This window comes from Pedobacter sp. MR2016-19 (genome assembly GCF_014947265.1).
Taxonomy (GTDB): domain Bacteria; phylum Bacteroidota; class Bacteroidia; order Sphingobacteriales; family Sphingobacteriaceae; genus Pedobacter.
This window is the reverse complement of sequence record NZ_JADCNK010000009.1, coordinates 148,675-162,005: the sequence shown is the minus strand read 5'-3', so window position 1 is coordinate 162,005 and position 13,331 is coordinate 148,675. Positions and strand designations below refer to the sequence as shown.

12 protein-coding genes are annotated in these 13,331 nt (G+C 37.6%); 2 read left to right on the top strand and 10 right to left on the bottom strand.

The window, feature by feature from the left end:
• Positions 1–10: 10 nt before the first annotated feature.
• From IM793_RS13815 to pnuC, 10 genes are all read right to left on the bottom strand, one after another.
• Entirely contained in the window at positions 11–3,283 is a 3,273-nt protein-coding gene (locus IM793_RS13815; RefSeq protein ID WP_193422266.1) for a carboxypeptidase regulatory-like domain-containing protein, read from the bottom strand.
• 57 nt (positions 3,284–3,340) lie between these two features.
• On the bottom strand, positions 3,341–4,249 hold the full coding sequence (locus tag IM793_RS13810; protein WP_227256254.1) for an MBL fold metallo-hydrolase: 909 nt from the start codon (positions 4,247–4,249) through the stop codon (positions 3,341–3,343).
• A 64-nt stretch (positions 4,250–4,313) separates the two neighbouring features.
• On the bottom strand, positions 4,314–5,405 hold the full coding sequence (nagA, locus tag IM793_RS13805) for an N-acetylglucosamine-6-phosphate deacetylase (protein ID WP_193422263.1): 1,092 nt from the start codon (positions 5,403–5,405) through the stop codon (positions 4,314–4,316).
• Between the two features lie 637 nt (positions 5,406–6,042).
• Complete coding sequence (tsf, locus tag IM793_RS13800) at positions 6,043–6,888, bottom strand: translation elongation factor Ts (protein WP_121287423.1); 846 nt, start codon at positions 6,886–6,888, stop codon at positions 6,043–6,045.
• Between the two features lie 129 nt (positions 6,889–7,017).
• Positions 7,018–7,878 (bottom strand): 30S ribosomal protein S2, encoded by an 861-nt coding sequence (rpsB, locus tag IM793_RS13795; RefSeq protein WP_193422261.1) that lies wholly within the window; start codon positions 7,876–7,878, stop codon positions 7,018–7,020.
• 18 nt (positions 7,879–7,896) lie between these two features.
• Positions 7,897–8,283 (bottom strand): 30S ribosomal protein S9, encoded by a 387-nt coding sequence (gene rpsI / locus IM793_RS13790; protein ID WP_025145383.1) that lies wholly within the window; start codon positions 8,281–8,283, stop codon positions 7,897–7,899.
• Between the two features lie 3 nt (positions 8,284–8,286).
• Positions 8,287–8,730 (bottom strand): 50S ribosomal protein L13, encoded by a 444-nt coding sequence (gene rplM, locus IM793_RS13785; RefSeq protein WP_010602007.1) that lies wholly within the window; start codon positions 8,728–8,730, stop codon positions 8,287–8,289.
• Between the two features lie 370 nt (positions 8,731–9,100).
• The gene (locus IM793_RS13780; protein WP_193422259.1) at positions 9,101–9,634 is read right to left on the bottom strand and encodes an ORF6N domain-containing protein; all 534 of its coding nucleotides are present in this window, start codon (positions 9,632–9,634) and stop codon (positions 9,101–9,103) included.
• Positions 9,635–9,674: 40 nt separating this feature from the next.
• On the bottom strand, positions 9,675–10,640 hold the full coding sequence (locus IM793_RS13775; protein WP_193422257.1) for an AAA family ATPase: 966 nt from the start codon (positions 10,638–10,640) through the stop codon (positions 9,675–9,677).
• Positions 10,637–11,248 (bottom strand): nicotinamide riboside transporter PnuC, encoded by a 612-nt coding sequence (pnuC, locus tag IM793_RS13770; RefSeq protein WP_227256253.1) that lies wholly within the window; start codon positions 11,246–11,248, stop codon positions 10,637–10,639. The genes IM793_RS13775 and pnuC overlap by 4 nt, the downstream gene beginning before the upstream one ends.
• Before the next feature lie 200 nt (positions 11,249–11,448).
• Here pnuC and IM793_RS13765 point away from each other — a divergent pair, with 200 nt between their 5' ends.
• Both IM793_RS13765 and IM793_RS13760 read left to right on the top strand, forming a co-directional pair.
• The gene (locus IM793_RS13765; protein ID WP_193422253.1) at positions 11,449–12,528 is read left to right on the top strand and encodes a mechanosensitive ion channel family protein; all 1,080 of its coding nucleotides are present in this window, start codon (positions 11,449–11,451) and stop codon (positions 12,526–12,528) included.
• A gap of 393 nt (positions 12,529–12,921) precedes the next feature.
• Positions 12,922–13,323, top strand: coding sequence for a hypothetical protein (locus tag IM793_RS13760; RefSeq protein ID WP_193422251.1), 402 nt, complete (start codon positions 12,922–12,924; stop codon positions 13,321–13,323).
• Positions 13,324–13,331: the final 8 nt, after the last annotated feature.

Genomic DNA, 13,331 nt, shown 5'->3' with positions numbered 1-13,331 from the left:
GGATCGTGAATTAATTAAAAATGTAACGCACGCCGAATTGGGCCTGCCAACGTGAAATCTGATCGGTAATATTTTTATACGTTGCGGTATACGGAGTTAAATTGGCCTTATCCTGATAAGGGAATGAATAAGTAGGTTTTCCCGATGTAGCATCTAAACCTTTGTAGGCCAGCAATACGGCGGTATTGTATGTTGATAGTGGGATATTTGGTGTTTGATATAAGCCCCAATCACTATTTAACAGGTTGCCAAGGTTAATGATATCCAACGTAAACTGAAGCGTATTTCTTTTTCCTTTAGGGCCAACAAAAAAGTCCTGTGCAAGGTGTAAATCTGCTCTTTTAAAATACGACATGATGGCGCCGTTTCTCTTTGCAAATTCACCCCTGTGTTTGCTAAGATAGCTATCTTGAGTAATATAGGCATTCAACTGGTTCCAGATCTGATCCTGGGTACGCGTATCGCCGGCAAAATCAGCAACCAAAATAATATCGCCTTTGTTTTGTGGGATGTAAACTAAATCGTTCGCGCCGCCATCGTTATTGATATCGCCAGATGAAACATAACTGAATGCGCCATTATTGGCCGATTCGAAGATTAAACCAATTGTAGTAGCTGCGTGTTTAAAATACTCTTTTTTATAGCTTAAGGAAGCAATAACCCTGTTCGGCTGAATAAAATTGGTATTGGCTAAAACATCTGAATTTGCATCGCTGGCAATTGCCCTTTGCGACCAGATTGAACTTGCAGTAGAACCACCATCGTTTACTGATTTCGATTGACTGTAAGTATAGGCTACACTTGCATTAAATCCACTTAAAAAAGATTTTTGCAACTGACCTGTAATGAAGTATGAATAGCCTTTTTTGATATTCTGCATATAAATAAATGGCGAAATCGATGGATTTGCCGCCGTAGTACCTGTGTGTGTAGATTTAACGGTATAACGCTGTTGACCTTCAATTCCAGGAAGAGTAATTAAGCCTGTAGCATTGTTTGGTAATGCCGCATTCGAGAAGTTTACCGCATTGATATCTTTGGTATACGATGCTTCTAAAGTAGCAATAATGCCCATTGGTAATTTTTGGTCAATCGCAACATTTGTTCTCCAGATCTGAGGGTATTTAAAATCTTTCGAAGCTGCATCTACTTCGTAAGAAGTATTAGCAGCTGCGGTACCAGGTGCAGGGCGGTTGGCATTTACATTTGGATTAAAAATCAAACGTGGATCGCCAGCAGTAGAAACGGTACTTGAGCTGAATAATGTTCCGGTATTAGAGGCCTGGTTAGAGATCCAAACATAAGGCACCTGACCAGTGAAAATTCCTGTTCCACCACGTAGCTGGGTAGTTTTATCGCCAAAAACATCATAATTGAAGCCTACACGTGGCGAGAACAATAATTTTTTGTTCGGGAATTTAGAAATGTCTACCTGCAATCCATTCTGGAAGGTTAAAGCAGCCAAATTTGGGTTTGGATCCAGTTTGGTCGGGAAATAAGTATAATCGGCACGGATACCATAGGTTAATTTAAAATTATCACTCACCTGGTATTTGTCTTGCGCATATAAACTTAAGTTATACGAAGACATTTTTGCGAATGGAAATGATCCATCGGCCAATGCAGAGTTACGGTATGAATAACTTACCGCAGGCTGGTTATTGATAAAATCATCAGCGGTTCTAAAATAATACAGGCCGTTGTAGTTTGGCGCAAAACCATTCAAGAATTTGTTTAACTGGTTGCTGGTACCGATTGTGATTTCGTGTTTACCGGCATAGATAGAGAAATCATCAGAGAACTGATAAATATCGGAGTTTAAGAGGTTGTTGGCGGTAAATACCTCGTAACCAAAACTGGTTAAGATGCCACCGTTTCCGTTACCGATATCAACCATTGGTAATTCAGCACCGTTTGAAGCGCGGAAATCTCTCAAGGCTGAATAACCCAATGTTAATTTGTTCGACATGTTATTTCCGATCCTCGTGTTTAACTCCACAATACCAATGTTAAAGTTATTGTTGATGGTATAACTCGAGCCAAAATAAGGCATAGAAGTTGAAGAAGGTGAGCGGCTACCGTTTAAGCCTGCGGGAATACCCGAGCCACTGGCAACAACCTGTCTGTTCGATTTTAGATAAAAATATTTTGCACTTAAGGTATTATTGGCATTGATGTTCCAGTCTATCTTAGCCGTTATTTTATCGCTTTGCGTTTTGTATGGATAATTTTCGTAAGGACCGGTTGCATAGTTGTATTTGCTCATTAAATAGTTGGATAAACGATCTAATGTAGCTGCGTCTGCTGCTATCGAAACATTTGCACCAGATAAACCTGGTCTTGATGCGACGAATGAAGTTGCTGGTGTACTGATCCTTTCCTGTTCACCCGAAACAAAGAAGAATAATTTGTCTTTAATAATCGGTCCGCCGATATTTAAACCACGTTGATTGTAGCTAAAATCGACAACAGGTATTTTGGTTACCCCGGCAGAGTATCCTGTTAAATCAGTTCCCCTGGTATAGTAATACGCCGAACCCTTAAAATTATTTGTTCCCGATTTTACAATGGTATTAATACCCGCTCCAGTGAAAGATCCCTGGCGGACATCATAAGGTGCAATATCTACCTGGATCTGCTCAATCGCATCTAATGAGATCGGTTGAGAATTGGCCTGTCCACCCAAACTGCCCGACAGTCCGAACGAGTTGTTAAACAAGGCTCCATCAACCGTTAAGTTGTTGTAAGAACCACTTCTGCCACCAAAACTTAAACCGCCAACGGTTGTAGAGTTTGCTGATGGCGTTAATTTGGTAAAATCCGATAATGAACGGCTGATGGTTGGTAAATTATCAATTTGTTGCCTTGTAATGGTTTCCCTTGCGCCTGTCCGCGAGGAGTTGATCACCTTGTCCTGCGTTCCTTTTACCACTACATCGGCAAGGTTTTGCGAAGTTTCGGTAAGCGAGGCATCAACCCTTAAGTCTTCTCCAATGGTCGTATTCAGGTTCTCTTTAACCAGTTCGTTGTAGCCAACGTAACTAATTTTGATGGTGTATGGCCCGCCAACACGAACGTTGGGCAGGTTATATCTTCCATCCGCCCTGGTTAGGGTGGAGTATTTTGTGCCCGAAGGAATATGTATGGCGGTAACTGTTGCACCGGGTATTACCCCTTTTTGATCTTTAACCGTACCAATAAATGATGCAGTAGTTACCCCCTGTGCAAAACCGTAAATGGTTACGGCAAACACAAGAGTTATTAATAATATAAGTCTTTTCATCAGTCTTTTTTTTTGACAAAAATACACTGACTTGCTGCTGCTTATGTTTTGTTTATATTAATTAATTGTTAAGCGCCTGCCTTGCTCCGGGAAGATTAATTTTAAGCCTTTTACATTCCCCGAAATCAATTGTTGTTTTACTTTTTCTGCAGCTTGAAGTGGTGGTTTGGTATGGGTTACAATAAAAGAAACTTTCCTAAATGCTTTCTCATTAATTAAAGCTTCAAGTTTCGACAGTTCGCTAAAGAAAAGTTTTGGTGTGAGGTGCCCGAATAATTGTTTATCTGGCTGTTCGTTCGGAAAAGAAACTTCTAAAAATATGGCTTTTAGCTGGCCGGCATTAATCAGCGGTGCTATATTTTGCCACAGGCTGGAGAGTTTATCTGATTTTTCAACTTCATCAGCGCCGGTATCTCCCAGATAAAGTATATAACTATCATCGTGGCTGATTAGAAAAGCAGTGCTTTTATAAGGATTACCATGGCTCAGTTCAAAAGCTTTTACTTTCATTTCTGTGCCTTCAAGCGGATAAGTATTGCCTTCAATCAATGGGAAATACGTATACTTTTTTAGCTGTGGTTTTTCACCTTCGTTGGCAAAATTAGCCCAGGCATCCCATGTAAAATATTTATCCCTTAAGATGTTCAGCACCGAAGGCAGTCCATAGATGTTTTTTGATGTATCGGCTGGTGAATTGATGATCAGGCCAGCTAAATGGTCTAAATGTCCATGAGATATCAGATAACCTTTAATCTGCTTGCGCTGGATTTCTTCGCTATTGCCTTTTAAAGATTTAAAATCGATTGCTTTCTGTATGCCTGCATTTATGGTTCCCGCATCAAGGCAAACATATTTGTCGCTTCCTTTTGGTGTTATCATGTATGATGATAAATTGCTCTCATCATCGCCGCCTTTTACACCAAGTGGAATGATGGTAAATGAAGACCCCGTTCCCTGCGCCCACAAATTACTGGCATAAATGGATAGAAAGATAATTGCTGGAAGAATTCTTTTGAATATGTTGGTTTGATTATACCGTTTTACCTTTAAAAATAACCTCTTTTAAGTTTAGTGCATCATCAAGCACTACTAAATTTGCCTGCTCGCCAGCTGCAATATTTGCCGTTAAGTTTTCAACTCCGATTAATTTGGCAGGATAACTTGTTCCCATTTTAATTGCATCATTTAAACTGATGCCACAGTGGATTACACAGTTTTTAACAGCTTCTAACATGGTTAACGACGAGCCGGATAGTGTACCATCGGGCATGACAAATTTGTTTCCTTCTTGGATATGCTGATAAGGACCGGTTGAACAAGCTGTGACGGCATCGGTGATGAGGAATAAGCGCTCTTTTAATAGTTTTTGTGCAAATTTAACCACCTCAAAGTCTACATGTTGCCCATCGGCGATAATACTGGCCATCGCCCTAGCGTGACTAAAAACAGCGGTGGGGATTCCAGGTTCGCGATGGTGGATGGGGCTCATGGCATTAAAGAGGTGTGTAGTGGTTTGAATGCCTTTATTATACGCCGCAGTAGCTTCCTCAAAAGTTGCATTGCTATGTCCTAATGAAACCACAACACTTTGATCTAGTAAGTATTGTATTACCTCATCATCCTGGATTTCTGGTGCTATGGTCATCATTTTAATAACACCATCTCCAAAATCGATTAGTTTCTTAATTTCATCTAAGGAGGCCTTTCGTACAAAGGCAGGTACGTGCGCACCTAAACGTTTTGGATTTAAAAATGGTCCTTCTAAATGCAAACCCAGGCAATTCCTGGCTGTTGAGCGATGTTCTTTAGCTACTTTGATACATTCGTTAAAAACTTCCTGAGAATTTGTTGCCATGCACGCCAAAAAACCAGTCGTTCCTTTTTTGAGCAAGTCATCTTCCATAATGCTCAACGATTCGATGCTTGGCTCTGCTGAAAATAACCTGTCGCCTGCTCCATAAATCTGCAGATCTATAAAACCTGGAACAACAATCGAATGGCTGGTTTCTTTATGATCACTTTCTTTAATAGCTGAAATGATATCACTATCAATAATGATATCTTGATTCTTTTTTAAATCGTTGCCCTGAAAATAGGAGGTGTTGGAAATTACTTTAGGCATATCAAACGTTGAGTGAATTTAATCTTAAACGGTCAAAGTTAAATATTGTGGCTATATATTTGGATAATAAGATGAAATAACCAAATGGATGAAAATCAGTCCTGTAGAAGAAGTTTTTTAAAAGCCAGCCTCAATTATGTGTGGCTACTTTGGTCACCCCAACAGTGTCGATAGCAGATGTACCCGCTGAGGAAGAGGTTTTTAAAATTGCAGTAGGTCCTTACCTCCAAGCCAATTTCAATAACGAATGACCATTCTTTGGTTGACCAATAAAAACGCGTCAGATTGGGTTGAATATGGCGAACAGCCCGATCAAATGAATCAATAAGCTTATGGAATGATGAATTGGGTTTAATGCAAGCCAATAGTAAGCTAAATGCGTTAACGTTAAAAAAATTAAAACCAAGAACAAAATATTATTATAAAGTCGCTTATACGGCTTTGAGGAAGTAGGAGGGTGTTATTTCGAGCAGAGAGAAACGTGGTCGAGAATCCGCGCAGACTCAGCCAAGCTAAATTTATCTTGATAGATCTCTCCATTTCACTGCGTTTCAGTCGAGATGACGGCCGTTCCTTGAAATATAACGCATAAAAAAAGCCCCAATTTCTTGGAGCTTTTTAAATATACTTTTAATGCTTATGCACCTAATTGTACACGTTTGAAAGCAGATACCGTTAAACCTTTAGAAGTGTTATCTAAATATTTACGCACATCCATAGAGCTATCTTTAACAAACTCCTGGTTTAATAAAGTGCTGTCTTTGTAAAATTTATTCAATTTACCAGCAGCGATTTTCTCAACCATTTCCTCTGGTTTACCTTCTTGACGGATAACGTCTTTAGCAATCTCGATTTCACGTTCAATTGTAGCAGGATCAACACCGTCTTTATCAACAGCAACTGGGTTCATTGCAGCAATTTGCATTGCAACATCTTTACCTGCTTCAGTAATATCTGCGCCATTAGTGTTTTCAAAAACAACTAAAACGCCCATTTTACCATTAGAGTGGATATAAGAAACGATTTTTTCACCAGATACATTTGCGTACTCTTGAATAACGATTTTCTCTCCGATTTTACCGGTTAGTTCAGTTATTGTTTCGGCAACTGTACGTCCATCTTCCAAAGTAATTGCTGATAATTCTTCAGCAGAAGCAGGATTGTTGGCAACTGCTGCAGCTAAAACGGCCTGAGCTAGATTACGAAAATCTTCAACTTTAGAAACCGGTTCAGTTTCACAAGCTAAAGCAACTAATTTACCATTAGTTCCATCAGCTGAAATATTGATTGATACCAGACCTTCAGAAGTAGCATTACCAGAACGAGCGGCAGATACTTTTTGACCTTTTTTGCGCAACAAATCAACAGCAGCTTCGAAATCGCCATTAGCTTCAACTAAAGCTTTTTTGCAATCCATCATACCAGCGCCAGTTTGTTGGCGTAATTTGTTTACATCTGCGGCAGTAATTTGTACTGTAGACATTTTATTTCTTTTTTTAAATTTTACAATCTTGTTATAACAATTACAGGTTACAAGTTACAAGCGCTAAGTTAAACTCATGTTAAGCCAACTTAAAACCTGAAACCAGTAACCTGCAATTAAAAAATATTACTATTCTTCTGTTTTAGTCTCTTCTGATGAAGGAGCTTCAACTTCCGCTTCAGCAGTTGCCTTTTTAGTTGTTGGTCTTTTTTCACCAGCTCCTCTTGGCTCTTTTACTTCAGGAGCATCAGCTGCAACTTTTGCTGCTACTGCTTCTTTTTCAGCCTCATCATCTTTTTCGCGTTTACGCTCATCTAAACCTTCTTCAATAGCTTTGATAATTACATCAGTAATTAAAGAGATTGATTTTGTAGCATCATCATTCGCTGGAATAGGGAAATCGATGTTAGAAGGATCAGAGTTAGTATCAACCATCGCAAAAGTAGGAATGTTTAATTTTAACGCTTCAGTTACTGCGATGTGCTCTTTCTTAACATCAATTAAGAATAAAGCTGCAGGTAAACGGTTTAAATCAGCAATACCACCTAAAAGTGATTCTAATTTAATACGCTCACGCTGAATCATTAAACGCTCTTTTTTAGATAAGATCGAATAAGTACCGTCTTTAGTCATTTTATCGATGTTAGACATCTTTTTGATTGACTTACGAACAGTAGCAAAGTTAGTTAACATACCACCTAACCAACGTTCGGTTACGAAAGGCATGTTTACTTTTTTAGCTTGTTCAGCTACGATTCCTTTTGCTTGTTTTTTTGTTGAAACAAATAATACTTTACGACCTGATTTTACGATTTGTTTAATCGCAGCCGCAGCTTCTTCAGTTTTAGTTAAAGTTTTATTTAAATCTATAATGTGAATTCCATTACGCTCCATGAAAATGTAAGGAGCCATTTTTGGATTCCATTTACGGGTAAGGTGACCAAAGTGTACACCTGCATCCAATAAGTCTTGATAAGTTGTTCTTGCCATTGTGTTTGCCTCCTGTGATTAACGTTTACTGAATTGGAATTTCTTACGGGCTTTAGCACGTCCTGGTTTTTTACGCTCAACCATACGGTTATCACGTGTCATTAAACCTTTAGCACGTAAAGCAGGTTTTTTCTCCGCATCTAGTTCAACAATCGCCTTAGCAATAGCTAAACGAACAGCTTCTGCTTGTCCTTTTACTCCACCGCCTTGTACGTTTACAGTAATATCATAACGGCCAGTAAGTTCAGAAACTTCTAAACTTTGGTTTACGATATATTGTAATGGTAAAGTTGGGAAATATACTTTGTGATCTTTACCGTTAACGGTAATTGCGCCAGCACCATCTTTTAAGTAGATACGTGCAACAGCTGTTTTTCTTCTTCCTGAAGTGTTAGTAACTGACATTTCTTAAAGTTTAATGGTTTTTGGAGATTGAGCTGCATGAGGATGAGTTTCACCTGCATACACAAAAAGATTGGTGTATAATTTTTTACCCAATTTAGTTTTCGGTAACATACCACGTACCGCTTTCTCGATTACACGTTGAGGGTGTTTCGCCATTAACTCCTTAGGAGAAATAAAACGTTGACCACCTGGATAACCAGTATAAGAAACATATTGCTTTTCGCTGAATTTGTTTCCTGTCAATTTAACCTTGTCTGCATTGATAACAATTACGTTATCGCCGCAATCTACGTGTGGGGTGTACTCAGGCTTGTTTTTACCACGGATGATCATAGCGATCTTCGATGACAAGCGCCCCAAAATCTCGCCTTGCGCATCAACAACAATCCACTGTTTGTTAACAGTTTTCGCATTGGCCGAGACAGTTTTGTAACTTAACGTATTCACTTGCTTGTATTTAATTTATTAAACAATTTATTATTCCCATTAAATTTGGGACTGCAAAGATAGGTAGAATACTTTTATTATCAAATAGTTGATCGAAAAAAGTTTTGCATTTTTACCTCTTGATCGTCAGGCTAAAATATTTAAGTATCTAATATGCTGTATCGTTTTTGAGGCTGAGAAAAACAAAACCAGAAATTCTTTGGCGAGTTCCAGCCGGGCTTTATTCTAAGTCTTTTTTGTTTTTTTAAGCTTTGACAACCTTCCTACTTCAGCTCCATTAAGGATGTCGCTGTAATCCCGTTTCAAAAATCCCGGCTAGTACAATTATTAAAGGTTATGGGTAAAGTGTATAAATATTTAATGTTATCTCTTACAAATCATCAGGCATGTAGCCGATTCTTTTCCTAGGTCCAATTTTCTTATCGATTAGTCTATCCAGGTAGGTAAAAACCAACTCAATATTTTTATCATGATTATTCAACGTCTTTTTAATTTCTTCTATTTCAAGTTTGAGCTCGCCATTATCAACAATAAATTGACGGATACGGGAGAAAATTCTTACAATCTGGATATTTACCTGAATGGCTTGTTTGCTGTTTAATACACTTGAAAGCATGAGGATGCCGTGTTCGGTAAAAACAAAGGGAAGTTTCCTTCTTCCGCCCCAACTTGAAGTCGCAAATTGCGACTTCAAGTTTAACCACTCTTCATCAGTGAGTTGAAACATGAAATCTTCAGGGAATCGATCTAGATTTCTTCCAACTTGCTCATTAAGGCGTTTAGTCTCTACACCATAAAGCTCTGCCAGGTCACTATCAAGCATCACTTTGAGGCTCCTTAGTTCGTAAATTTTATTAACTACAATATTGTCAGGGATGATAGGAAGCACTTGTTTAGCTGTCATATCATTTTGAATTGAATCTAAAGATAAAAAAATGATTTATTTAAACCAAAATCGAATCTATAATTTTCCTGATCTTTTCTTCCCGAGTTTTATAATCTCCGCTGATCTGAATGTAGGCTATTCCACGCTTTTCAAGCTCACTCTTAAACAGATTAAACATTTCCAGCCGCCTATCTCCAAAATCACGGAGATGATCAGCAACCCATTCCACATCAATATCCATTAGGAAATATAAATCATAACAGATTTCTTTTTCAAGGTCATTCAGTATCTGTGGAACTTCGTTCAGGTAATATTGCGAATAAATTTTCGTGGTAATCAGATCGGTATCACAGAAAACAAGCTTGTTGGCGCTGTTTGTTTTTTCTTTGACTCTTTCGGTTTGTGATGTTCCGATTTCGATAATGTCATCAATTGTGATATCGTTCGAATTGATTAATTCGCGCGCAACTTCAGGAACGAATGTCGTTTGATAATGTAAGGCCATTTTTTCAGCCATAGTCGATTTCCCTGTGCTCTCTGGTCCATAGAAACAAATTTTCTTTACAAAATATGGACGGACTTCTTTTGGAATAAATTCCCAATATTGAAAAGGATGGTTTCTGATTAGAGTTGCTGAAACGGGGATGGATTTTCTCGGCTCGTCAAATAAGATGTGTTCAGCTTGTAAATTGAAGGCAAATGGTGCTCCATAAAACTCGGAGCTAAAAAGAATATCAATTTTTGGATATATCACCTGCATCCTGATCGCCCAGGTATTTGTCCTTTCATTCAAGGGCAGTGTTTCATCATCAAAATCATCAGCAATAATAGCGGGTTTGACCTTGGATTGATTCTTAAAAATCTCTTTGATCCATTCAAAACGTAAAACAGGATCAATCTTGTCAGCAGGAGTGAAACTCATTGATACAATTAGCTCATCACAATGTGAAGCAGCAAAATTAATCAATGCAATGTGACCATTATGAATGGGCATAAATTTGCCAATCACTAAACCTCTTTTCATACCGTTTTAGTGTAGCTTCTATATTCTTTAATCCAATGCCACAATGCAAAAGCAGCAATAATGGTGAAGATGAAATATTCTACCCCCATAAATTTAATTCCTTTTAAAAAATAAAGATAAGTGGCTACAATATCTATAATCAGCCAGATAATCCAACATTCTACTCTTTTCTGGATCATTAGAAATGTTGTGATCACGCTCATTACAAAAATAAAAGAATCAATAAAAGGGTATGCGCTGGGTAAATTAAATAATAAAGGCAGCCAGTTGTGGAGTTGACTTGCCAATGTACCCATTAATAATGTGCCAATAATGCCAATAGCCAATAAGGTTAAAAATTGCCTTAGGGGCATAAAACTGATTTTGAGTTCTTTATTTTTATCTTCTTCTCCAGGCTTTGGATTTGTCCATCGCCACCAGCCCATGATGTTGGTTACAAAAAAGAAAACCATTAAAAACATATCGGGGTAAAGCTGACTTTGATAATATAGAAAGGCTGATAAAAATACATTAACAATACCCATGGGCCAGCTCCAAACGCTGGCTTTTGCTGAAAGTATAACGGAAATAATCCCGGTAATTACAGCAAAGAATTCTAAATAGCTCATTTTATAGCCAAGAACTGTGAAAAATATACTGTGGGCATCGAAAAAATCCATCTTTTTCTATTTTTTGAAATCTACAAAATGCTAATGTAAATAATTTATTTGCGGCTATTGGTTTTCCATTGGCAAACAATCCAAAAATATAGCTGTTATAAGAATATCTAATGGCTAATCGCCGTTTTTATTAACCAGCAGATTCTTTTATGCAATTTCTCGACCAGGCTTTCGGTTATCCTATCCCTTTATTTTTTAAGAACCTAATCATTGGTTTGATAGCAGTATCTCTTGGTATTTTAATCAAGTTTATCATTCACAAAACTTTTATCCTGCTTTCGCGTTGGTGGGATTTTATCATTATAAAATCTACAGTAAAGCATTTGAGGAGGCCTGTAGCTATTTTTATTCCCCTGTTGTTCCTTAACTTCTCCTTAACGCTGATGGAGATGGCGCCAACATATCGTCTTCCTATGGCCAAAATACTGGAAATTGCACTGACCATTACTTTTGCGCTTATTTTGGTAAGGACAATTAACGTTTTGGAAGATTATTTCTATCTTAAATATGATCTAAACAAAGAAAACAACCTGAAAGAGCGCAAAATCAGGACGCAGTTGGAGTTTGTTCGAAAGTTTATTGTTTCGCTTATTATTTTAATTACTGCTGCTATTATTTTATTAAGTTTTGAAAGTATGCGTAAAATCGGGGCGGGGCTGCTTACCGGAGTTGGAATAGGCGGGATTATCATCGGTTTTGCAGCGCAGAAATCGCTTGGGAATCTATTAGCAGGTTTCCAGATTGCCTTTACCCAGCCGATCAGGATTGATGATGTTGTAATTGTAGAAGGCGAATGGGGTAAGGTAGAAGAAATTACCCTAACGTATGTGGTAATCAATATTTGGGACCAACGGCGGTTGATCCTGCCAATTACCTATTTTATCGAAAAGCCCTTCCAAAACTGGACGCGTGTTTCAGCTGATTTGCTTGGAACAGTGTTCTTATATCTTGACTATACCATCCCAATTGAACCTATGCGGCAGGAATTAACCCGGCTTTTAAATGCTGATCTGCTTTGGGATAAGCGCGTAAATGTAGTACAGGTTACAGATAGTACAAAAGATGGTGTTATTGAAGTGCGTTTTTTAATGAGTGCTTCAAATTCTTCAAGGGCTTTTGATTTACGTTGCCATGTAAGAGAAGCAATGATTGCTTTTATCCAGAATAATTATCCTGATAGTTTACCTAAAACAAGATTAGAACATCGGGATAAGTTTGCGGGTTTGTAGTTTTTACAATCTAAGATAACTAAGTTATTTCCTCTGGTCACTATTTTCAAAAACTGAAAAGTAGATTTTACCTTTAAGAATTTCTAAAAATTTCAGAAAGTGTAATCCGCAAACTATCCTGGAATTAAGAGCAGCTGGTTTTAAAGATTTTTTAATCGGATAACTTTCTGAAAACAGATCACCCGAATGTCGCGATAAAGGAATTTGTGTCGCAGATATAGGCATCTTACAGAATAATTTTTAGCACATCAGCTATCAAAACAAATAAAGTATTCTAAAACTACCTAAAAATAGGTAGTTCTTTTTACCTGAAATATAGTATTTTGAGCATAGCTACAAGTTTTGGCATTTTTTTTGGACTGGAATTTTAAGAAATTAAAAACTAAAAAATCTATGAAAAAATTTAAATTGCTGTTATCCCTTTCCCTAATTTTAGTAGTTACATTATTGTTCTCTTGTAAAAAAGACGAAACTACACCAACTAATCAAGATACCTATCCCAGAAAAGTGTCTGTAGAATATAGAATCACTTCGCCTTCTGGCCTTACAAGTTTATATAGCATTTCAAGAAGAAATGAAACAGGAGCAACGGAATTATTTAGTAATCAAGCACTTCCTTATTCTTACAAGTTTGATATGACTGTTAAACAATTTGATGCATTATTAATCAGTGGAACCTCAAACACTGGCGGTACAATTGAATGTGAGATTTTTGTTGACGGTAAGAGTGTTGATAAGAAATCTGGTAGTGGAAACACCGTAACTGATATTACTTCAACTTATGTATTTCAATAATTAAATTC